This window comes from Agarivorans sp. QJM3NY_33, from assembly GCF_050870865.2.
Classification (GTDB): Bacteria; Pseudomonadota; Gammaproteobacteria; order Enterobacterales; family Celerinatantimonadaceae; genus Agarivorans.
This window is the reverse complement of the sequence record NZ_CP194039.2, coordinates 4785924-4809226: the sequence shown is the minus strand read 5'-3', so window position 1 is coordinate 4809226 and position 23303 is coordinate 4785924. Positions and strand designations below refer to the sequence as shown.

General features: G+C 45.5%; 16 protein-coding genes, 1 tRNA gene and 3 rRNA genes. 13 read left to right on the top strand and 7 right to left on the bottom strand.

Annotated elements, in window-relative coordinates:
* The first annotated feature begins 3 nt into the window (after window positions 1-3).
* The 3 genes from hemF (at window position 4) to aroE (ending at window position 2379) form a co-directional block, all read left to right on the top strand.
* Window positions 4-942, top strand: a complete 939-nt coding sequence (gene hemF / locus ACRRSY_RS21750) for an oxygen-dependent coproporphyrinogen oxidase (protein ID WP_432455479.1) — start codon at window positions 4-6, stop codon at window positions 940-942.
* Between the two features lie 123 nt (window positions 943-1065).
* Window positions 1066-1452 (top strand): DUF413 domain-containing protein, encoded by a 387-nt coding sequence (gene maoP, locus ACRRSY_RS21745; protein WP_432460434.1) that lies wholly within the window; start codon window positions 1066-1068, stop codon window positions 1450-1452.
* 108 nt (window positions 1453-1560) lie between these two features.
* On the top strand, window positions 1561-2379 hold the full coding sequence (gene aroE / locus ACRRSY_RS21740) for a shikimate dehydrogenase (protein ID WP_432455481.1): 819 nt from the start codon (window positions 1561-1563) through the stop codon (window positions 2377-2379).
* Window positions 2380-2412: 33 nt separating this feature from the next.
* On the opposite strand, the gene ACRRSY_RS21735 is transcribed toward aroE, so the two are convergent.
* Window positions 2413-2862, bottom strand: coding sequence for a GNAT family N-acetyltransferase (locus tag ACRRSY_RS21735; protein ID WP_432460433.1), 450 nt, complete (start codon window positions 2860-2862; stop codon window positions 2413-2415).
* Between the two features lie 90 nt (window positions 2863-2952).
* Between ACRRSY_RS21735 and ACRRSY_RS21730 the strand changes: the two genes are divergently transcribed.
* A complete protein-coding gene (locus tag ACRRSY_RS21730) occupies window positions 2953-3213 on the top strand; it encodes a DUF1488 domain-containing protein (RefSeq protein ID WP_432460432.1) in 261 nt (86 codons plus the stop codon).
* Window positions 3214-3279: 66 nt separating this feature from the next.
* Here ACRRSY_RS21730 and ACRRSY_RS21725 read toward each other — a convergent pair whose 3' ends face one another.
* Window positions 3280-3810 (bottom strand): gamma carbonic anhydrase family protein, encoded by a 531-nt coding sequence (locus ACRRSY_RS21725; RefSeq protein ID WP_432460431.1) that lies wholly within the window; start codon window positions 3808-3810, stop codon window positions 3280-3282.
* A gap of 649 nt (window positions 3811-4459) precedes the next feature.
* Here ACRRSY_RS21725 and ACRRSY_RS21720 point away from each other — a divergent pair.
* The 4 genes from ACRRSY_RS21720 to rrf all read left to right on the top strand — a co-directional run bounded on the left by ACRRSY_RS21720 (window position 4460) and on the right by rrf (window position 9540).
* Window positions 4460-6002 (top strand): 16S ribosomal RNA (locus tag ACRRSY_RS21720).
* A 105-nt stretch (window positions 6003-6107) separates the two neighbouring features.
* A tRNA-Glu gene (locus tag ACRRSY_RS21715) sits at window positions 6108-6183 on the top strand.
* A 242-nt stretch (window positions 6184-6425) separates the two neighbouring features.
* A 23S ribosomal RNA gene (locus ACRRSY_RS21710) occupies window positions 6426-9313 on the top strand.
* Between the two features lie 111 nt (window positions 9314-9424).
* Window positions 9425-9540, top strand: a 5S ribosomal RNA gene (rrf, locus tag ACRRSY_RS21705).
* The 16S, 23S and 5S rRNA genes sit together here with 1 tRNA gene alongside, the layout of an rRNA operon.
* A 391-nt stretch (window positions 9541-9931) precedes the next feature.
* On the opposite strand, the gene ACRRSY_RS21700 is transcribed toward rrf, so the two are convergent.
* Complete coding sequence (locus ACRRSY_RS21700; protein WP_432455485.1) at window positions 9932-11545, bottom strand: methyl-accepting chemotaxis protein; 1614 nt, start codon at window positions 11543-11545, stop codon at window positions 9932-9934.
* 1103 nt (window positions 11546-12648) lie between these two features.
* Between ACRRSY_RS21700 and ACRRSY_RS21695 the strand changes: the two genes are divergently transcribed.
* The 4 genes from ACRRSY_RS21695 to ACRRSY_RS21680 all read left to right on the top strand — a co-directional run bounded on the left by ACRRSY_RS21695 (window position 12649) and on the right by ACRRSY_RS21680 (window position 18233).
* A complete protein-coding gene (locus ACRRSY_RS21695; RefSeq protein ID WP_432455486.1) occupies window positions 12649-13407 on the top strand; it encodes a flagellar basal body L-ring protein FlgH in 759 nt (252 codons plus the stop codon).
* A gap of 7 nt (window positions 13408-13414) precedes the next feature.
* A complete protein-coding gene (locus ACRRSY_RS21690) occupies window positions 13415-14629 on the top strand; it encodes a flagellar assembly protein T N-terminal domain-containing protein (RefSeq protein WP_432464018.1) in 1215 nt (404 codons plus the stop codon).
* A gap of 13 nt (window positions 14630-14642) precedes the next feature.
* Entirely contained in the window at window positions 14643-15365 is a 723-nt protein-coding gene (locus ACRRSY_RS21685) for a hypothetical protein (RefSeq protein ID WP_432460429.1), read from the top strand.
* 285 nt (window positions 15366-15650) lie between these two features.
* The gene (locus tag ACRRSY_RS21680; RefSeq protein WP_432464017.1) at window positions 15651-18233 is read left to right on the top strand and encodes a S8 family peptidase; all 2583 of its coding nucleotides are present in this window, start codon (window positions 15651-15653) and stop codon (window positions 18231-18233) included.
* Between the two features lie 57 nt (window positions 18234-18290).
* Here the strand turns inward: ACRRSY_RS21680 and ACRRSY_RS21675 are convergent, their stop codons facing one another.
* Window positions 18291-18797 (bottom strand): hypothetical protein, encoded by a 507-nt coding sequence (locus ACRRSY_RS21675; protein WP_432464016.1) that lies wholly within the window; start codon window positions 18795-18797, stop codon window positions 18291-18293.
* 356 nt (window positions 18798-19153) lie between these two features.
* On the opposite strand from ACRRSY_RS21675, the gene ACRRSY_RS21670 reads away from it, so the two are divergent.
* Window positions 19154-20830 (top strand): DUF342 domain-containing protein, encoded by a 1677-nt coding sequence (locus tag ACRRSY_RS21670; RefSeq protein WP_432464015.1) that lies wholly within the window; start codon window positions 19154-19156, stop codon window positions 20828-20830.
* Between the two features lie 115 nt (window positions 20831-20945).
* Here ACRRSY_RS21670 and ACRRSY_RS21665 read toward each other — a convergent pair whose 3' ends face one another.
* Genes ACRRSY_RS21665 through ACRRSY_RS21655 form a run of 3 tightly spaced genes read right to left on the bottom strand, consistent with a single transcriptional unit; the run spans window position 20946 to window position 23224 of the window.
* Window positions 20946-21119, bottom strand: a complete 174-nt coding sequence (locus tag ACRRSY_RS21665; protein WP_432464014.1) for a hypothetical protein — start codon at window positions 21117-21119, stop codon at window positions 20946-20948.
* 54 nt (window positions 21120-21173) lie between these two features.
* On the bottom strand, window positions 21174-21797 hold the full coding sequence (locus ACRRSY_RS21660) for a response regulator (RefSeq protein ID WP_432464013.1): 624 nt from the start codon (window positions 21795-21797) through the stop codon (window positions 21174-21176).
* Window positions 21794-23224, bottom strand: a complete 1431-nt coding sequence (locus tag ACRRSY_RS21655) for a cache domain-containing protein (protein WP_432464012.1) — start codon at window positions 23222-23224, stop codon at window positions 21794-21796. The genes ACRRSY_RS21660 and ACRRSY_RS21655 overlap by 4 nt, the downstream gene beginning before the upstream one ends.
* Between the last annotated feature and the right edge of the window lie 79 nt (window positions 23225-23303).

Sequence of the window (23303 nt, the reverse complement as noted above, 5' to 3'; positions counted from 1 at the left end):
ACGATGCAAGATGTGAATATTGAAGCGGTACGTCAGTTTCTGCTGCAACTACAACAAACTATATGTCAACAATTAGAGTTGCAAGATGGTGAGGCTGTTTTCCTTCACGATGATTGGCAACGCGATCCAGCTGAACATCAAGGCTTAACGGGGGAGGGTCGAACTCGCGTATTGAGTGACGGTGCGGTGTTTGAGCAAGCAGGCGTTAACTTTTCTCATGTTTGTGGGCAACAAATGCCAGCTTCGGCCACTGCCCAGCGGCCAGAACTGGCGGGTCGACACTTTGAGGCGATGGGGGTTTCGTTAGTCATTCACCCGAACAACCCCATGTTGCCCACTTCTCATGCCAACGTACGCTTTTTTGTTGCTGAAAAAGAGGGCGAGGCGCCGATCTGGTGGTTTGGTGGTGGTTTTGATTTAACGCCTTACTATGGTTTCGATGAAGACTGTATTAGCTGGCACCAAACAGCGGCGGATTTGTGCCAACCCTTTGGGGATGATGTTTATCCGAAATATAAGGCTTGGTGTGATCGTTATTTCTTTTTGAAACATCGAAATGAAACACGTGGAATTGGCGGTTTGTTTTTTGATGACTTAAATACTCCCAGCTTTGAGCAAAGTTTTGCCTTTACTCGAGCGGTCGGCGAAGGATTTCTCAAGGCTTATTTGCCGATAGTTGAGCGTCGTAAAGCGCTTCCATTTACTGAACAACAACGAGATTTCCAGCTGTATCGACGGGGACGCTATGTTGAGTTTAACTTAGTCTATGATCGTGGCACTTTGTTTGGCTTGCAATCGGGGGGCCGTACTGAATCCATTTTGATGTCTTTACCGCCTTTGGTTCGATGGCGTTACAACTGGCAGCCTTCGCCGGGGAGTGCTGAACAGCAATTATACCAACGTTATTTGGTTGCCAGAGATTGGCTCAGACTAAAAGCATAATTTATCTTAAAAAAATGATTTAAATTCTTGCAAGAATGCCGACTTTAGATTAATTATTTTAACTGTTGGGTGGTCCCCATCAAGTTAACTTTAATGATTTTTTTATTAGTTGGATTTTAAGCTATGAATGGATCGTTTTTAGCAAAACGTCGATTTTCAGATGATAAACATTTTCGCCGTGGTTTTTCTCGTAGTGGTGCTTTTACCATTAAAGAAGCTGAGTTGTTAGAGCGTTGTGGTTACGCTTTCAAAGAGTTGGATGAGTCTCTTCGGGAACCACAAGACGAAGTTGAACAAGCCTTTATCGCGGTATGTCGTAGCGAAGCTGAGCCGGAAACAGCAGAGCAAAAACTATGGTTGAAGTATAAAAAGCTTACTGGGCGTAAAGCCTTTCATGGTTTAGTCAGTAATCCACCGAAAGCTCAGGCTAGAGTGGTAGATAGTGACGTTGACGATGGCGATGATGATGTGGAGGATGTTAGCACTGCCGATCTAGACGGTGAAGACTAAAATAAAGCAGCGTAAGCTGCTTTTTTTGTTATTTTAAACCATTGCACTTTGGCATTTCTGTGTAGCCTTGTTAAGGTGCAATTATGTTTTCTTTAAGTAGCGTTCAACATGGATTTATACGCAGTATTTGGCAATCCAATCCGTCAGTCAAAATCTCCCTTCATTCATACTTTATTTGCTCAACAAACTCAGCAAGCTCTGGTTTATAAGGCGATTGAACCAGCCCTTGATGGTTTTGCCGTCGCGCTTCAGCAATTTTGGTTAGATGGCGGTAAAGGTTGCAATATCACGGCCCCTTTTAAGGAGCAAGCTTATCAAGCGGCTGAGCAATATTCCCAACGAGCCTTATTAGCGGGCGCGGTGAATACCCTCAAACGGACCGACGATGGTGTGATTTTGGGAGATAATACCGATGGCGCGGGCTTGGTGGCGGATTTACTGTCCAACTTCGGTGAGCTCAAATATAAACGCATCTTATTGTTAGGCGCAGGTGGAGCGGCGCGTGGCGTGCTACATCCCTTGCTGTTAGAGCAACCCAATGAAGTGCTTATTGCTAACCGTACTTTGAGTAAGGCTGAAACTTTGGCGCAGCGCTTTGCGGAGTTTGGTGAAGTTCGGGCTTGCTCATTTGAGCAGCTCAGTGGGAAGTTTGATATTATCATTAATTCAACCTCAGCGGGTCTTGCTGGAGAGCTACCAGCGGTAAGCGCTGAGCTCATTCATTCCAAACTGTTGTGTTATGACATGACTTATTCTGCGCAAATGACTGCATTTAATGCTTGGGCGATTCGCCATGGCGCAGCTAAGGTGGTGGACGGTTTAGGCATGCTAGTGGGACAAGCCGCCGAGAGTTTTGTTATTTGGCGTGGTATCCGACCTGGAGCACGCCAAGTATTACGTGAACTTAGACGAAATTTAAGTTGTTAGTCAACGATAGGTGAGAACCAAGAAGAAAAACCACTAAGCGGTTGCGCTAAATTGCATACCGATGTGAGGAATATCATCTTCTAGATAGGGTTCGCTACAGATTTCAAAACCAAGTTTTTGATAGAAATCTTCCAAATAGCGTTGCGCCGAAATAGCAATCTGCGCTTGTGGCCAACGCTGCTGACAAAAATCAATCGCTTGTTGCATCAATTGCTGCCCTAGGCCGTCCCCTCGGGCAGAGGCTGCGATGACCACTCGGCCAATACTAGCCGTTAATGGGCTAGGCTCAAATACTCGAGCATAACAAAGTAACTGTTGCTGGGGGGTGCTGCCCAATAGGTGCCAAGCTTCCGGATCTTTGCCATCGGCGTCTTGATAGGGACAATTTTGTTCGACCACAAACACCGACTCTCTGAGCTCCAGTACCTGATAGAGTTGCTGATTAGTTAATTGTTCGAAGCTCAGCCATTGCCATCTAATCATTTAATATTCACTTGCAGTTTGTGTTAACAATGACAACACTTTAAAACAAATCGATAAAACAAGACAAGTGTTACTAGGAGTAAGCGATTTATGAATCAAGCAATTATTATTAGTGATGACCAGCACTGGCAGTCGGTCAATCAGCGAGTAGAGTTTACGGCTCAAGTGATGGGGGCGAAGATAATGTGCGCGGTGCGTAAAAGTACTTTAGAGCACCTGGTCGGTTTACCCTTGAATAATGATGCGAAAATGTTGGAGGCTTATCACAGTGTTCAGTTTGATATTGAAGATCTGCTAGAGCAGAAATTACAACAAGAAGATTTCGAACCCAACGGCGACCTTGTTATTTAGCCTGAGCTCGGGATTGTTCGCTGTGTACAATCATGCAACGTCTCCCAAGCTTAGGATCCGTTAAGTTTAACTCTCAAGATATTGCTGTTTTAAGCGTACGTAGTTTTGTGCGGATTCGCCTAAAAAAGCTTTCTCTTTTTCACTCAGGGGGCGAGCTTGTTTGGCTGGACTTCCCATATAAAGATAACCAGAGCTTAAACGTTTATTTGGCGGGACTAAACTGCCGGCACCGATCATTACCTCGTCTTCTACTACGACCCCATCTAATACGATGGCACCCATCCCAACTAATACTCGATTACCAATAGTACAACCATGTAACATTGCTTTATGGCCTACTGTGACATCTTCTCCGATGAGTAGAGGGAAACCATCGGGTGGGTTCTCAGTTTTTCGGGTGACATGTAAAACACTGCCATCCTGTATATTCGAGCGAGCACCTATATGAATATGGTTCACATCACCTCGAGCGGCGACCAAGGGCCAGATACTTACGTCATCACCAAGTTTGATCTCACCATATAGGACAGCGCTAGGATCGACCCAGACTTCTTTGCCGAGAATCGGGCTATAGCCTGAAAAGGATTTAATGGTCATTGCAATCTCCACTCATTGTTGCCATTACGATTGGCTCCCAGCTTACGTTATCCCTCGTTGAATACAAAGTGTTGCACTGTATCAGAAAGGAAATTTAAGACTAATGGATGAGCGTCGCCAAGAAAGCCAATAGTGAATACCGATGTCGAAGTTAAGATAAACAGATATCACAGTATCTAATTGTAGTGTCCAAATTAGCTCATTTCGGCCTTCAAAGTATGAATAATAAGCTCTTCGTGCCTTTTTTCGCCATAAAGTCACATTTTTACGTTTTTATTCAAAAAACACTTGCGCTAAAAACTCGGATCCCTATAATGCGACTCCACTGACACGGCGGGCAGCACGCAATAGCGCAGCAGCAAGCGGTCAGGGTTGGTAAGGCCTGAGGCTTTATCAGCGGCGGTTAAACGCTTCAAACTTTCCTTAGAAAAGTTCTTCGGAAAAGATTGAAAAAAGCGGTTGACAGTCACCGAGGATGGCGTAGAATGCGCACCTCGCTTCGCAAGAAGCAACGCTCTTTAACAATTTATCAAGCAATCTGTGTGAGCACTCACAGAGCACTAAGCGAAAAAAATTAGCTTAAGTGGACTGGAGTGACACACTGTTTTAACAGTAATAATTTCAGTATTTACTTTGAGCGAAAAAACTTTGATTGAAGAGTTTGATCATGGCTCAGATTGAACGCTGGCGGCAGGCTTAACACATGCAAGTCGAGCGGTAACATTTCTAGCTTGCTAGAAGATGACGAGCGGCGGACGGGTGAGTAATGCTTGGGAATATGCCTTTACGTGGGGGACAACAGTTGGAAACGACTGCTAATACCGCATAATGTCTTCGGACCAAAGGAGGGGACTCTTCGGAGCCTTTCGCGTAGAGATTAGCCCAAGTGGGATTAGCTAGTTGGTGGGGTAATGGCTCACCAAGGCGACGATCCCTAGCTGGTTTGAGAGGATGATCAGCCACACTGGGACTGAGACACGGCCCAGACTCCTACGGGAGGCAGCAGTGGGGAATATTGCACAATGGGCGAAAGCCTGATGCAGCCATGCCGCGTGTGTGAAGAAGGCCTTCGGGTTGTAAAGCACTTTCAGTTGTGAGGAAGGCAATATGCTTAATACGTATATTGTTTGACGTTAGCGACAGAAGAAGGACCGGCTAACTCCGTGCCAGCAGCCGCGGTAATACGGAGGGTCCGAGCGTTAATCGGAATTACTGGGCGTAAAGCGTACGCAGGCGGCTTTTTAAGCCAGATGTGAAATCCCCGGGCTCAACCTGGGAATGGCATTTGGAACTGGGAAGCTAGAGTTTTGTAGAGGGTGGTAGAATTTCAGGTGTAGCGGTGAAATGCGTAGAGATCTGAAGGAATACCAGTGGCGAAGGCGGCCACCTGGACAAAAACTGACGCTCATGTACGAAAGCGTGGGGAGCAAACAGGATTAGATACCCTGGTAGTCCACGCCGTAAACGATGTCTACTAGTTGTCTGTGGGTTTAACCCGTGGGTAACGCAGCTAACGCATTAAGTAGACCGCCTGGGGAGTACGGCCGCAAGGTTAAAACTCAAATGAATTGACGGGGGCCCGCACAAGCGGTGGAGCATGTGGTTTAATTCGATGCAACGCGAAGAACCTTACCTGCCCTTGACATACTAAGAACTTTCCAGAGATGGATTGGTGCCTTCGGGAACTTAGATACAGGTGCTGCATGGCTGTCGTCAGCTCGTGTCGTGAGATGTTGGGTTAAGTCCCGCAACGAGCGCAACCCTTATCCTTATTTGCCAGCACGTGATGGTGGGAACTCTAGGGAGACTGCCGGTGATAAACCGGAGGAAGGTGGGGACGACGTCAAGTCATCATGGCCCTTACGGGCAGGGCTACACACGTGCTACAATGGCATGTACAGAGGGATGCGAACTCGCGAGAGCAAGCGGACCCCAGAAAGCATGTCGTAGTCCGGATCGGAGTCTGCAACTCGACTCCGTGAAGTCGGAATCGCTAGTAATCGTGGATCAGAATGCCACGGTGAATACGTTCCCGGGCCTTGTACACACCGCCCGTCACACCATGGGAGTGGGCTGCAAAAGAAGTGGGTAGTTTAACCTTCGGGAGGACGCTCACCACTTTGTGGTTCATGACTGGGGTGAAGTCGTAACAAGGTAGCCCTAGGGGAACCTGGGGCTGGATCACCTCCTTATTATGAACGTTTATGTTTTGTGACGTGTTCACACAGATTGCTTGATAGAAGATAAAGAGAGAAGTTCTAGTGTGGTTTAGAACCAACGAGAACAGCTAACGCAGTGTCCCGTTCGTCTAGAGGCCTAGGACACCGCCCTTTCACGGCGGTAACACGAGTTCAAATCTCGTACGGGATACCATTTCTCTCTTGGTTTAAGAAAATAAAGCTAAGCATTATGTTGATACAGTGCTTAGCTTTGGTTTCTAAGAAGCCGAATGCTCTTTAACAATTTGGAAAAGCTGATAAAAAATATCTCAAAAATACGAGTGAAATAACAAGTGTTTTTGGTATTCAAAAAAATAAGGTGATCGTACTCGAGTGGCAGGATTTATACAGCCTGACCATTCAAGTGATTTAAGCGACAACATTTAGGTGTTGTATGGTTAAGTGACTAAGCGTATACGGTGGATGCCTTGGCAGTCAGAGGCGATGAAGGACGTGTTAATCTGCGATAAGCCATGTTGAGTCGATAAAAGACGTAATAGACATGGATTTCCGAATGGGGAAACCCACTGCATTTTATGCAGTATCGTAACGTGAATACATAGCGTTGCGAGGCGAACCCGGGGAACTGAAACATCTAAGTACCCGGAGGAAAAGAAATCAACCGAGATTCTGGTAGTAGCGGCGAGCGAACCCGGATTAGCCCTTAAGCTTCTTATAATTTAGTGGAACAAGCTGGAAAGTTTGGCCGTAGCGGGTGATAGCCCCGTACACGAAAGGTGATTTGAAGTGAAAACGAGTAGGACGGCACACGTGATATGTTGTCTGAATATGGGGGGACCATCCTCCAAGGCTAAATACTCCTGACTGACCGATAGTGAACCAGTACCGTGAGGGAAAGGCGAAAAGAACCCCTGTGAGGGGAGTGAAATAGAACCTGAAACCGTATACGTACAAGCAGTGGGAGCCTCTTTGTGGGGTGACTGCGTACCTTTTGTATAATGGGTCAACGACTTAATTTCAGTAGCAAGGTTAAGCGAATAGCGGAGCCGTAGGGAAACCGAGTGTTAACTGCGCGCATAGTTGCTGGGATTAGACCCGAAACCCGGTGATCTAGCCATGGGCAGGTTGAAGATTGGGTAACACCAATTGGAGGACCGAACCGACTAATGTTGAAAAATTAGCGGATGACTTGTGGCTGGGGGTGAAAGGCCAATCAAACCGGGAGATAGCTGGTTCTCCTCGAAAGCTATTTAGGTAGCGCCTCGGACGAATACTAGTGGGGGTAGAGCACTGTTAAGGCTAGGGGGTCATCCCGACTTACCAACCCTTTGCAAACTCCGAATACCACTAAGTACTATCCGGGAGACACACGGCGGGTGCTAACGTCCGTCGTGAAAAGGGAAACAACCCAGACCGTCAGCTAAGGTCCCAAAGTCATAGCTAAGTGGGAAACGATGTGGGAAGGCTTAGACAGCCAGGATGTTGGCTTAGAAGCAGCCATCATTTAAAGAAAGCGTAATAGCTCACTGGTCGAGTCGGCCTGCGCGGAAGATGTAACGGGGCTAAGCTATGCACCGAAGCTACGGGTACTTGCTTTGCAAGTGCGGTAGAGGAGCGTTCTGTAAGCCGTTGAAGGTGATTCGTAAGGATTGCTGGAGGTATCAGAAGTGCGAATGTTGACATGAGTAACGATAAAGGGGGTGAAAAGCCCCCTCGCCGAAAGACCAAGGTTTCCTGTTCAATGTTAATCAGAGCAGGGTGAGTCGGCCCCTAAGGCGAGACTGAAAAGTGTAGTCGATGGGAAACAGGTTAATATTCCTGTACTTCGTATAATTGCGATGGGAGGACGGAGAAGGCTAGGCCAGCGCGGCGTTTGGTTGTCCGCGTTTAAGGTTGTAGGCTGGACACTTAGGAAAATCCGGGTGTCTAAGGCTGAGGATTGATGACGAGTCACTAAGGTGATGAAGTGGTTGATGCCCTGCTTCCAGGAAAAGTCTCTAAGCTTCAGATTATACGAAACCGTACCCCAAACCGACACAGGTGGTTGGGTAGAGAATACCAAGGCGCTTGAGAGAACTCGGGTGAAGGAACTAGGCAAAATGGTACCGTAACTTCGGGAGAAGGTACGCTGCTGTTGGTGATGGGACTTGCTCCCTAAGCTGACGGCAGTCGCAGATACCAGTTGGCTGCAACTGTTTATTAAAAACACAGCACTGTGCTAAATCGAAAGATGACGTATACGGTGTGACGCCTGCCCGGTGCCGGAAGGTTAATTGATGTGGTTAGCGCAAGCGAAGCTATTGATCGAAGCCCCGGTAAACGGCGGCCGTAACTATAACGGTCCTAAGGTAGCGAAATTCCTTGTCGGGTAAGTTCCGACCTGCACGAATGGCGTAATGATGGCCAAGCTGTCTCCACCCGAGACTCAGTGAAATTGAAATTGCCGTGAAGATGCGGTGTACCCGCGGCTAGACGGAAAGACCCCGTGAACCTTTACTACAGCTTGACACTGAACATTGACCCTACATGTGTAGGATAGGTGGGAGGCTTTGAAGCGTTGTCGCTAGATGATGTGGAGCCGACCTTGAAATACCACCCTTGTAGTGTTGATGTTCTAACGTTGTCCCGTTATCCGGGATGCGGACAGTGTCTGGTGGGTAGTTTGACTGGGGCGGTCTCCTCCCAAAGAGTAACGGAGGAGCACGAAGGTTGGCTAAGTACGGTCGGACATCGTACGGTTAGTGCAATGGCATAAGCCAGCTTAACTGCGAGACAGACACGTCGAGCAGGTACGAAAGTAGGTCATAGTGATCCGGTGGTTCTGTATGGAAGGGCCATCGCTCAACGGATAAAAGGTACTCCGGGGATAACAGGCTGATACCGCCCAAGAGTTCATATCGACGGCGGTGTTTGGCACCTCGATGTCGGCTCATCACATCCTGGGGCTGAAGTCGGTCCCAAGGGTATGGCTGTTCGCCATTTAAAGTGGTACGCGAGCTGGGTTTAGAACGTCGTGAGACAGTTCGGTCCCTATCTGCCGTGGGCGTTTGAGAATTGAAGGGAGCTGCTCCTAGTACGAGAGGACCGGAGTGGACGAACCGCTGGTGTTTGGGTTGTTATGCCAATAGCATTGCCCAGTAGCTACGTTCGGAACTGATAACCGCTGAAAGCATCTAAGCGGGAAGCAGGCCTTGAGATTAATTCTCACTAGGACTTTAAGTCCTCTGAAGGGCCGTTGGAGACTACAACGTTGATAGGCAAGGTGTGTAAGTGCTGTGAGGCATTGAGCTAACTTGTACTAATTACCCGTGAGGCTTAACCATACAACACCTAAAGGGTGTTGCTTATAGATACTTTATTTTAGAAACCAAGAGTGCTTGTTATACTCGTGGGATATATCAGTTTTTTCGAATGTTAAAGACAACAAGTTTTTGCCTGGTGGCAATAGCGTTGTGGAACCACCTGAACCCATGCCGAACTCAGAAGTGAAACGCAACTGCGCCGATGATAGTGTGGGGTCTCCCCATGTGAAAGTAGGTCACTGCCAGGCACCTATTTTAAAAACCCAGCTATGTGCTGGGTTTTTTTATGTCTGAAATTGCCATGTGAAAGTGGGCTGGATATTGCTAGGCGCCTATTTAGAGAAAGCCTATCCTCACGGATAGGCTTTTTTTATGTTTGAGATTTAGCAAGGGCAGCCAAGGCGAACCGATGTTCATGAACAAGCCATGTGAAAGTCGGCTGGATATTGCCAGACACCGATTGAGAGAAAGCCTATCCTCACGGATAGGCTTTTTTATGCCTTACACATACGATGTTTCGCTAAAAACGACCTGTTGCGCGTTGCTAGCGCCTCCGTAGGTCGGAAGCGCTGCGGTTTAAGGTTTTAATGTGAAGCTCTATTTTTATTCAACAAAGCTTTGTTTGTCATGTATAGCCTGTCATTGAAGTTTAAAAAGCGATAATCTCTCATCCAATTGTTGTGACATACTGGCTAAGGTTTCGCTTTCTGAAGCAAGATAACCGGATGCTTGAGTCATTTCTAAGGCAGCGTCATTAATTCCTGACACATTACGATTCATATCTTCTGCAACCGCACTCTGTTCTTCGGCAGCCGTTGCGATTTGGGTCGATTGGTCACTTACATGTTCAATATGACTGACAATGGTTCCTAGATCGCTGCCGCAACTTTCTGCGGATTGAACGCTAACATGCGCTAAGTCTTTACTTTTTTGCATCACACTGGCGGTATCAACGGCGAGTTTTTGTAGGCGATTAATTGTGCTTTGGATCTCTTCGGTTGATTGATTAGTCCTTGCTGCTAAATTTCTAACTTCATCGGCGACGACCGCAAATCCTCGACCTTGTTCTCCGGCTCGAGCGGCTTCAATGGCAGCGTTTAATGCGAGCAAGTTGGTTTGTTCAGAAATACTACTGATCACTGAGGTGACATCACTGATCTCCATCACTCCTTCTTTTAACTTATTCACTTGATCGGTGGCCGATTCTAGTTCAACGGATAAAGTTTTAATGCTATCAACACTTAAACTTACGTCGTTATTACCAAGTTTTGCCTCTTTACTGGCATTAATTGTGTCAGTTGCAGTAGATTCAGCATAACCTGCCACTTCGGCAACGGTTGCCGACATTTGATTCATCGCTGTGGCTAGTTGGTTTAGTTGGTCTCGTTGATTGGTCACTGCTTGACTTGTTTCTTCTGCAGAAGAGGCGATGCGTGTTGCAGCATCTGCTAGTTGTTTCGCTGAGTTCACCGACTCAAGTAAAGCCTTACGAACCGAGCGAATACTTTCGTTAATTCGCATGGCAACAATACCAATTTCATCTTGGCCATGAACTGGAATTTTGGCCGTGAGATCGCCATCGGCGACTGATTTCATCGCTTGCTTAATGTCTTCAAGCGGTTTCACTACGGAAGAGCTAATGATATAACCCAACAGGATCATAATAACGATAATCAGCAAGGTGGCTCCCGCCATTTTTAACACCTGATTGTTCACTTCTTGAGCAATGTCGTCGGTTAGCATTCCTGCACCGACGATCCACCCCCAAGCTTGAAAATTTCGAAGATAGGCTATTTTATTCGAGGCTTGCATGTTGCCATTAGTCCAAGGGTAGGTAACGATGCCACCATTTGGCCTCTGCCCAGCATTAACCATGTCGTACCAATAGTGTTCTTTGGAGCCTTTGCTTGCGTCGCCCATTTGCTGACCAATCAGATCGGCCCGTATCGGATGAGCTAATATTCGGCGTGAAGTATCAATAATATATAGGTAGTTATTACCATCAAAACGAGTTGCTTCGATCAACTCCTTGGTTCGAGCTTGAGCTTCTTCTTTAGAATATCGTTGATTGAAGTCGGCTATTTGGCTGAGAGCCGCATTAACCACTGCCTTGAGGCGTGATTCTCGTTCAAAGGTTAAGTTACGGCTGAGGGTGTTTGCCGAAATTAGCGACAGACTTATAAAGCCTATGATTGCGACACTAATAAGGATGCTAAGTTTAATACTGACTCTAATATCTTTAAGTTTTAACATTTGTCTATTACCATTTTGGCCCAGCAACGGTGTTACTTGGGGTCTAGTTACCAGTCATGCGATCAATTATTACCCTATGCTTGAATTATCATCATTGGATAAATTTGATCTTGTTAGTCTATGAAAAGCAATTCACCGTAATCGAGACGTACTTTCTTTCCTAGAAAAATTTAGTAGCTAAACCAATTTATGGGACATAGAAATCAACTTCGGTTTTTAAGGTTATAAAGTAAGCAACTCAACTTAATAGTAGTTTCCGCATTAATAGTTTCAAATTATTTGACGATTTAATTTATAAGGTCTTTTGACATTAGTTGCTCGGCATATTGATCGAGTGCTTTAAGGGCTGGTTTATCTTTTGATTTGCTTCAGATCTAAAACTGGCTGGTGAACGCTATGAGCTTGAATAAATGGCGTCGATGGTCTTGGCATTTTCTGCTGCAAAAATATTCCTAAGTCATATCGATAAGAGTTTAATAAGCGGGCTCTTTTAGCGGGGGGTATCGAGTTTAGCAGTACAGTCTCTGAATCAAGAAGTAATCAAGCACTGTAAAAATAGTTTTGGAAGAACATCTGTTAAGAAGCCGTTATGTGTGGGAGGGGGACTACTTCGAATATTACATTATATGCTCTTGGATTGAACAATTCCTATTTATAAATCATAAGCTTATGGGAAATGTTTTTCCGCAGTTTCATTTTTTTATGACAATTTTTTGCCGTCCACAGGCAAGATTTGCCGATTCTACATGGATTTTACTGTTTAGTTAATAAACAACAGTCATATTGTTTATCGGCAGCGCTAAATAAAAATTTACATCAAATTTCAAAATTAACATAAAATGCTGAAATATATGAATTTAGTGGCATTTAATTTGCATTAAGTCATTGGTGAATGACCTAAGCGACGGATTGTTGTCGGTGATTACACGTTTGTGTCGATTAGATCTTCGTAAGGATGTGTTTCTAATGACGTTAGTGGCATTTGCTTTGCTATAAGTTGTTTATGTTTTATTTAAGCAGCTAATTAAAAGGGGCGTTCAGTCCTCTTCAGTAAAGTATATGAAAGAGTAATAAACGGAACTAGCGGAAGTGGGAATAGATCAATGATAACTAGGATGATGGTGATGTGCAGTATAGCCTTGTTAGCTGCATGTTCGACTATTAAAGAGGGCGTAGAAGATGTTGTGGAAAGCGTCCAAGAGCATGAAGACAGTAGTCAGCGACAAGTCACGGTGAGTACCGATCATCGTTCACCAATTCCAGATGACCCTTACTATGCGCCTATTGAACCCGGCCCTGCGGCGGCACCAGTGATTGTGACCGGCTCGATGTTTAACAGCAACACTTCGCGGAGTTTATATAGTTATACACCTCCTTTCGCTTTAGGCGATACCATCACCATTTTACTTGATGAGGAAGCAACTGCGACTAAGTCGGCTAGTTCAACTCTGGGGAAAGAAAATAGCTATAAGTTGGATCCGATTTCGGTACCTGGTGGCACCTTGACTATTAATGGTCGAGAAGTGCAACTAGAAATGAATCAGAAGCAAGATTTTGATGGTTCTTCAGACGCCAATCAACGACATCGTTTATCTGGGAGAATTACGGTATCGGTGGTCGACATTCTTAACAATGGCAACCTGGTGGTACGCGGAGAGAAGTGGCTGGTAATTAATAACGGGAAAGAGTATATGCGGTTTACCGGTATTGTTCGGCCTCTAGATGTTGCGGAAAATAATACGATCGGCTCTTATCAAGTGGCCGATGCACGGATCGAGTTTAGTGGTACAGGGGATCATGCCGACGTGCAAACTCAAGGTTGGTTGTCTTCGTTCCTAGGTGGAAGTATGTGGCCCTTATAGGAAGTTGATGATGCACCTATTGAGATTGATTTACTCTAGTGCTTTTTTGTATGCGCTATTGGTTGTTCCTTGTTACGGCGTGTGGCTGGAGGGAGAAGGACAGGCGCGGATTATTGATGGTCAAGTCGATACTGCTCGCCAGCAAGCGATCCAAGCTGCGTTGATCACATTAATGTATCGGGGTGGGGCGAGCGTTAAGTCTTTGCAGGTTGTTAAATCTGGAGTGCTGGAAACCGATGAACTAACGGTTCGCACTAATGGCGAAGTGTATGACATGAAGCTGTTAGTTGAGACGATCAAGGAAGACCAGATTGTGGTGAAAGTCGCGGCTGATATCTTTCCCCTTAATAGCTGTGAAAAGGACAGTTATGCGAAGACCTTATTTGTTGGTCCTTTTCAGCTACAAAAGCGTGAGCATGCTCAGTTGGGCGGAATTTATCGTACACCGGAAGAGGTATCACGAAGAGTTTTTCATCGTTTCAAGCAAAACAGCAAGCGGGTGGATGCGCGTCATTTAATGACTCAGCAAATTGCTTTGGATGGTCGTTACTCGCATGATTTAGAATCGCAAATGCTAACGTTCGCTCGTTCGTTATCGGAAAAATTCGATGTGCAATACATCCTGTTTGGTCAAATCGTCGATATGTCCAGTTATAACGAGACTTCCACCAATCTGCTGGGCATCAGTGATACGGTGAAACAACGAAACTTTCAGATGAAGTTGTTTGTGATTGATGGAATCAATGGAGAGACTGTTTTACGTAAAAATTATGGCTCGAATCGAGAGTGGCCGTTTGATGTCACTATGAAGTTTGATGTAACTGGTGAAACGTTTTGGTCTTCGGATTATGGCAAACTGATTGATTCCTATATAGAGCAGTCAGTTCAAGATGTTGAAGATTCGTTGTATTGCCGACAAAGCCTCGCCAAAGTTGTTGGTATCTATAATGGTCAGGTTGTGATTAATATCGGACGAGTAAACGGCGTGCGTAAAGGGGATAAATTTGAACTGGTTCGTCAGCAATATCTGATGCATCTTGATGGTGGTTTAAAAGGCCCGATCTTTAATGCCGACAATACTCAACTCACGGTTGTATCGGTACAGTCAGATCGAGCCGTGTTAAGCACACAGCGCTACTCGGAAATGGCAAATATTCAAATTAGGGATGTGTTGGTCGCGGTTAATCAAGACCCTTTTGCCCTAGACGACTCAATTAATTAGCAAGGAAGATACAATGAGCAGCACTTATAACTCGACGCCACTCGCAACCCAAGATATCGCTTATAAACCTAAGCTTATCGAGGTAAACGCTCAACAGACCGCGGAAGAAAGTAGTAATGGTGGTTTTGCTGAAACCCTAAAGCAAGTGCTTCAGTTAGGTGATTCAAGTGCTACGGAGTCCTTAGGGCAAGCGGCTGATAAGCTCACCACCGAGGAACAAACCGCAAAGGCTGAGCCGAAGGATCTAAGTCTTGAAGAATTGGCGCCTAAAGCTTTGGATTTAGGTTTAGGTTTAGCCTCTGGAAATCCTATCGCTGCGGGTTTAGCGGGAACTGATTTATTACAAAGTGGCTTAAAAACTGATATCGAAGCACAATTTACTCAACTCGGGCAAACGCTTGCGGCAGCTTTGGTTGCTGGTTTATCAGGTAACCCAATTGCCACGGCAGTGACATCAAGCGTGGAAAGTGTCGGCCAACAAACGGCCTTGGACCAAGTGAAAGCTATCGGAGAGCAGGCGCTTGGTGCAGAGTCCAAAATTTCAGGTGTCAGCGATTTAGTAGAGGCGGTCGGGTCTAAAATTGCAGGAGTGACCGAATCGGCTGAAGCGACTGAATCGAAAACCGCAGCCAACCTCACCGGGGCAATTAAAACCAAGGGGACAATTCCTCAAGCCATTCTCGATGCTCAAGCAGCCAAAATTAATCAACAAAAAGGTATAGAAGAGAATAGTTAATCGCTGGCTGTTCTTTGATTGAGAGGAGTCTTGGTATTTCACTTCTCTTCAATACCCGCTAATGTTGCTGCGTATTACATCGCTGAGTGAAAGCGCGTCAGTCGTTTTCAAGTGAGATCACCGCGCAGTAAGATTGGACTCATGACAATTCTTTACAATTTAATACCCTTTGTTTTACATAGCATAAATGTAAAAAACCTAAGTGATATTATATCTTCACATGTTCTTTTGATGAAGATTGAATATGATGGCATGAAGAATGTGTCGGTTTAGGTAAGGGAATATATGAAAATTATTGTGCTTTGGTTACTTGCATTAAGCTTGTTTGCCTGTGGTGGGGGTGGGGAGAGTAATGGTAGTAGTGACGGTAATGTCACAGAAGAACTCCCAAGCTATCTGCTTTCAGGGACCGCAAACGTATTATCGAATACTGTCATTGATAGTGATGTAAATGATTTTAATGCTCCTTATGTAACCAACAATACCAGCAGTACCGCGCAACAACTCCCACCGATTGCCGTAGTTAGTGGCTATTTAACGAGTGAAGCGACGGGGGTGGCCGATGATCGGTTTGCCGACGAGAATGATGATATTGATGTTTATAAAGTAGATTTAGAGCAGGGCCAGTCGATATTTTTAGAAATCGCCGACTGGCAACAGGGAAGCGCTGCGAATAGTGATTTTGATCTGGCTTTGTATCGAGTTAGTGATCTGAGCACGGAGGTGGCGAGCTCTATTGGCGTGAATCAAACTGAATACCTCAGTGTCGATGCAGCCGACAGCTACTATGTACTCGTGACCACTTATACGGATGCCAATCAAACTCTCTCTCGTGGTAATTATACTCTACGTTTGATTGCACAAAACCAGCAAAGTACGGCGGCTGGGCAGTACTTGAGCACCCAACAGGATTTTGTGAACGATCAAATCGTAGTCAAGCAAGCACAAACTTTGGCGCGTGCCATGACTACCACCGATGATGAGTTATCGCTACTGAGCGCTGGCCCAACCATGAGCTTGTATCAGCAGCAGAGTGGTGCTCGGGTCCGCTCATTGGGGACTAGCACCAGCGCGCCTGAGGTGGCTGGATTTTCCGATAACGCTTCCGCCGAATATAGCGCGAAGAAACGCAGTTTGCTGAAAGTGAAGCAAATGGCCCATCGGCTGGGAAGTGATAAGGTGACGCCTAATTATCTTTATCGGCCCAGTGCATTATCTAACGATCCCTTAGTGGCTCGCCAATGGCATTATCAGCAAATTAATTTAGCGGCAGCTTGGCAAGCAATGCAAGGGCAAACCATGAACGATGTTGTGGTGGCGGTAATCGATACCGGGATGTTCCAAAGTCATCCAGATTTGCAAGCTCAACTGAGCGATGATGGTGTCGATTTTATTCTTGATAGCGATATGTCTCTTGATGGCGATGGCATTGATAGTAACCCTGAAGACCCCGGCGACCAGAGCGGTACCAATGGTAGCTCATCTTGGCATGGCACCCACGTGGCAGGCACCATCGCGGCACAAACCGACAATGCGATAGGTGTTGCAGGTGTCGCTCCCAATGTGAAAATTATGAATTTACGGGCCTTGGGTTATGGTGGCGGAACGCTGTATGATATTTCTCAGGCGATTTTATATGCGGCGGGCCTGAGCAATGCCTCGGGTCTTTTGCCGAAACAAGCTGCCAGTGTCATTAATATGAGCCTAGGCGGAACCAGTAGTTCTTCAGTATTAAACGATGCCGTACAAGCTGCGGTGGCTCAGGGCGTTATTGTGGTCGCAGCAGCGGGTAACGAGAGCTCTTCCCAAGCAAGCTATCCTGCGGCCTTAGCCAATGTTATTGGTGTTAGTGCGGTGGACGCGAGCCAAACGATTACCTCTTATTCTAATTATGGCAGTTACATTGATATTGCTGCGCCGGGCGGCAATAGTAGCGTTGATTTAGATGGGGATGGTTATGGTGATGGGGTCTACAGTACTTATGTGAATCAAAGAGGCGCTAGTCTCACTGCAAGTTACCAATACTTAAATGGCACCAGCATGGCTAGTCCGCATGTTGCTGGGGTTGTTGCGCTGATGAAACAACTTAATCCCAACCTTAACACGGCAGATTTTTTGAACTTACTGGCCAGCGAGAGCCTCAGTGATGATATTGGTGCTGTGGGTCGAGATGATAAATATGGTTATGGCTTATTAAATGCCGAGAAGGCGGTGCAAAGTCAAATTGATAGCAGTGGTAATATCTCTAGTTATCTCCGTTTAAGCACTCGTCAGATTAGCCTCAGTTCTTCAGAAAGTTCTGCTGAATTCACTGTAACATTAGTGGGGAATAGCGGCCTGTCGGTACAAAGTGTGGCCAAAGACGCTGGGTGGTTAACCATTGACTCCAGTGAAGCCGATAGTAACGGCTTAGGTCGCTATGTGGTTGAAGTGAGTCGTACTGATTTGAGCGATGGTACTTATAGTACCACCATCACTCTAAGCGCTTCCGATGGTCGAGAATATCCAGTCAGCTTATCGATGACGGTGAGCAAACAGCAAGCCGATGATAGTGGTTTAGTTTATGTGTTTTTGGTTGATCCCGTGACAGAAAATCTAGCTTATCAACAGCAGGTGACAATGACTGGGGGAGTGTTCCCGTTTAGTTTTGCGCAAGTGAAGGCCGGTGAATATCGTCTTTATGTGACTTCTGATCTCGACAGGGACGAGAGTATTTGTGATGAAGGAGAGCTGTGTGGTGCTTACCCGGTGCGCAATGATATTACCTCCATCATCGTTGATGGAAATATCATTGGCTTGACCCTAGATATCGAACCCATTAGCTCACAGTTTAGCAGCGCACAAAATATCGCTATTTTAAAGGAATAATCGCGAGATATGACGTCGGGTATTGGCTGAAGTGGGAGAGTGCTTTTAGCCAATACCCTATGCTTTGCTGAGCATCCATAAGTTGATGCCGTAGAAGAAGATATGTAATCCAAACAACATGCCGATTAACCACGCCAGTCCAGCGGCACCCGATAAGATAATCACTAGACCGAGTAAGATGCTAAACAGCGCTCGGCACTTCGCCCAAATAAGCTGCCCCGCGTTTAGTCGTGAGCCTTTGAAACTTTGGATACCGTAGATGATCAAACCGCCGCCTAAACACAGGGCGGCTAGACCTAAAGTGATTCCAGGAAACAGCGTTAGTAATAGTCCCACGGCTAAAAACAACCAGTAACTACTATGATCGATTGGCTTGACGAGTTGTTTGCGTAGTCGTTGGTTGAACCATAAGCCTACAGCGGCATAAGCAATGATCGATAAGCCTAAAACGATGGCACTAAAGGTCCCTACATAATAGGCCAATAGCATGGTGATGAGGCCAGCGATAATATGTACAATCGCGATTTGTTGAAGATAGCTAAACTTGTGCTTGGAAAGTTTCATAATGTTCTCATTTCCTCAAAATGAATTGTGGTGAGGCGATTTGAGAGCCAGACCCGCATCGTCTTATCAAGGTAGTGATGTGTTGTTGAAAGTACAACTAAAAATAGCGGTATTGTGGCAAAATTAAGGCACTTAGTTTTGCGATGAATTTTATATTTGATTGCTGATTTTATTGATCAATATCTTGTAAAGTTACATAAATTTATTATTCATCATACTAAATGAAGATCTAGTTCAATTAGTTGGTGACTAGAGCTTGCTCGACTATTGGTTAACAGGATGTGAACAGGCATAATAGAAAAATATCGCTTAAGTATGTTTTGTTATGGTGAACGCCAAACGAGAAAGGGGGCTAAATGCTGGAATTGAGTTGTTTACGTTTATCGCAAGATAAGTTGGCTGCGTTAATCGAAATCACACCGCAAGACAGCCATGTTAGCGTCACCGATGTTCAAGCACTGTTGCATCGTTCTGAATATAGCCACTACTTATTTGATGAGGAGGCGATTCAAGACGCTGTTGCTAAGTTTGCCGAGTTGAGGGAGTCTCCTGAACTGATTAAGAAGTGGGGCGATACTTTTATAAAAATTGCCAGTATTCGCAATGCTGAGATTAGTATTCGAATTTCAGAGGATAAGATGGTGGCTCGAGCCACTATTACCGCCGCCTATGGCGGTAGGCCAATCTCTCAGGGGGATCTGGTAAATGCTATGCAAGAAGCGGGGGTGAGCTTCGGTCTACAAAAACAACGCGCTTTAGCATTGCTTAACGCCGCTAGAACTGCCGATCCGGGGATGAAATTGGAGAAGGTTGTGGCCTTAGGTCGTGCAGCGGTTGATGGTCAAGATAGTCGTTTCGAGCGCTTAGTCGCCACTCCTAAAGAACGTTTGTTACAACCTCAGGAAACCAGTGATGGTAGGGTTGATATGCGTGACCTTGGTAGCCTCGAAACGGTTGAGCCAGATAAGCCCTTGATGCGCCGCCATCCCTTCACTGTCGGTCGTCAGGGGATGAGTGTTTGTGGCGATTCCTTACCTTTTAAGCAAGGCCGAGAGATTCCTTTTACCGTGGGCGAGGGTTCGCGTATAGCAAATGATGATCAAAACCTGTTACTGGCGACCTGTACCGGCCTGCCTTTGGAAATCGAAAATGGCATGAAAGTTGACGATGTGTTGTCGATTAAAGAAGTGGATGTCAGCTATGGCCATGTCGATTTTAGCGGTAGCATATTAATCACGGGTAACGTTGCCGAAGGTATGAAGGTGTCCGCGACTGGCGATGTACATATTAATGGTTTTGTCGAATCGGCGAATATTGTTGCGGGTGGTGATGTAGTGGTTGGTAAAGGGGTGATAGGCCACCGACTCAAGGAAGGGGACGAAAACTACTCCTGTTCGATTCAAGCCCAAGGCGAAGTGCATGCCACTTTTATACAGTACTCTCATGTCCAAGCGGAAAAAGATGTGACCGTGACCAGCCAGTTACTGCATAGTAAAATAGAGAGTAAGGGAAAGGTGACGGTGAGTGATGCGGGTGGTTTGCGAGGAACCTTAATTGGTGGCACTGTCGAGGCTGGTGATGAAATATCGACTGTAGTACTTGGCGCCACTGCGGGCACCGCAACGCAGCTGACTATCTCTGGTGATTTTGATGAAATCCAAGAAGAGCGTCGAAGCTTAAATAATGTGAAGCAAACTCTCCACCAAAAGCTGGGTAAGGTGCTTGATGCCCAGATGAAGTTGAGTTCTGTAAAAAAAGAAGAACGGGAGCCCGATACTGCCGATAAACTTGCGGCAACTTTACATCATACTCGTCAGGAGTTGGTACAAATTGACTTTGCCCTCGATTATAACCAGCAACTAGAGCAAGAATTTTTTGCTAAGGCGAAGCTAACGGTGCGCCGAGAGTTACACCCTAATGTTCGTTTAGATATTGTGGGTCAGAAATTATTTACTAATCGGGAGTACGGCCCCACCGAAACCAAATATGAAGAGGGTAAAATCAGCTTCACGCCTCTAGTGGGTAAAAAGTAAGACCGAGGTTGAATGACTAAGGTGTCGAGTGTGGCGTGAATCGACCAGTGACACAAGCTGTTAGTTTAAGCCATGTTTCTGGTAGAAATGCGTCGAACAGCACTGTTATAACCGACTAATTATTTTTAGGTTTTTCTAAGAGTTCTAGGGCATATTCGAAGGCCGCAATAAAATCACCTTCATGCTGATTGGCATTTGTTTGCATTGAGCCACTCACCAAGCGAACTTGGGGTTTTGGGCGTTTTTGTTTACTCGGTTTGTTCGATTTACTCAGGTCAGAACGCTTCAAATTCAGCCTCTAGTTGCGAGTAGTGATTCGTTATTGTTGAATAAAACATCTTAATCAACATTCGATGCCAGAACCATAGTTATCTATCGCATATTTAATCATTGCCGCACTACTATCGAGTTTCAGTTTACGTCTGATCTTTAAGGTATGGGTTTCTACGGTACGGATACTAATCGATAATTTATCTGCAATTTTTTTGTTACTACAGCCAGAAGCGAGTAGTTGCAATACCTGTTGCTCTCGTTTACTGAGGGCCGCGCTGGTTTTGCCTGATTCGAACAGTTGGTTAGAGACCCCTGCACTGATATAACATCCGCCATTGGCTACGGCTTGTAAGGCGTTGACCAGCTCGCAAGAGGTAATGTCTTTTAAAAGGTAGCCTTTGGCACCATGACGCATTGCATTTTGCACGTATGCTTTGTTGTTGTGCATGCTTAACATAATTACCTTCGTCTCGGGGGATTGTACTGCTAGTAATTCTAGCAGCTGAATCCCATTGAGCTTAGGCATATTAATATCAGTGAGCACCATTTGGGGTTTTAAGCGGATGACTAAATCTAAGGCTTGTTGCCCATCTGCAGCGGTGCCTACGACTTCAAATTCTTCCGTGGTTTCTAATCGCATCTTCAAACCATCTTGTACTAAGGGATGATCGTCGACGAGTAAAACTGAGGTCATGTAATTTGCTCCAAGGGTATTTGGCTGAATGTTGAGCACTTTTGTAGCGGGAGTTTGATGGTAATTTGAGTCCCTTTCGCAAGTTGGCTATGGATACTCACTTGGCCATCGATGTGGGAAATTCGTTCGAATATATTGCGTAAACCCAAGCCGCTACTGGCGAACTCGGGGCCTCGATTAAATTGTTTGAAGTTTGCTTGAGTTGATTTGTTTTCGATTTCAAAACCACAACCATTGTCGCGAATGGACATCTGGAGTTGTTGTTTACGATGCGTTAATAGAATATCGACAGTATCAGCAGCAGCATGTTTTTCTATATTTTGTAGAGCTTCCTGAGTGATCCGATATAAGGTGGTTTGGACCATTGCTGGTATGTGAATGGCATTGATGTCGCATTCGAAAAATACGTCGATAGCGGTGCGTTGTTCAAATTCTTGGCAGAGACTGGTTAAAGCCGCGCCGAGGCCAAGATCATCTAATACACTTGGGTGTAGATCTTTGGAAATACGTCTTATTTCACCGATTGCTTGATTAATGGTGTGGAGTCCTTGGTGCAAGCTAACGCTGATGGTTGTTGGGGTGTTGCTGCATTCGGTTGCGCTTTCTAGGCGATACTTAATAGAGACAAGCAGTTGATTAATACCGTCATGTAATTCACGACTCACGCGTTGTCGCTCTTGTTCCTGGGAGTCGATGATTCGTTGGGTGAGCGCTTTCAGTTTTTTATCGGCCAGCTTGTGTTCGGAAATGTTGAGAGAGGTGCCTAGTAAAGCGATCACAATGCCTGAAATGCTGGTGACGATGAATAGCCATATAAAATTATGATCAATATTTTGCTCGGTTTGCAGCTTGATTCGAGCCAGTTCTGCATCCACATCATCGAGATAGACGCCAGTGCCTAGCATCCATTGCCACTTGTCGAGCAGGACCACATAAGCCAGCTTTTTCACCCGTTTTCCGGTACTGGGTTTTTCCCATAAGTAATGGCTGAAACCGCCGCCAGCTTTCGCCTGAGTAATCAGATCCTGAATTAACATGGTGCCTTCCGCATCTTGGTAATTCCAAAGGTTTTCTCCGACTAATTCGGGCAATATCGGGTGTACTAAATTTAGTCCATCTAAGGTGTACGCAAAAAAATAACCATTTTCACTAAAGCGTAGTCGAGTGAGGATGTCTCGAACTTGCTGTTTCGCGTATTGATCGTTGGCAGACGCTGGCTCATAAATATTGCGAATGCTCGCAAAGGCTTGCGCGATATGATTTTGCAGTTCCAGGGTTTTGCTGTGCATGATATTGGTTTTGATCAGCTTAAGCTGTTGCTTTGCCAGCGTTGATGATTGCTTAAAGACCAAGCTAGCAATTAAGGCTGTAACGCAAATCAGGGGAACCACCGACAGTAGAATAATTTTAATTTTAAGCGACCACATGACCGAAGCGTCTCATTATTTCTTGTTAATTTAATGTTAAATCTGTTGCCTGAGCTAAAATAGTGAAATCGTACGAACT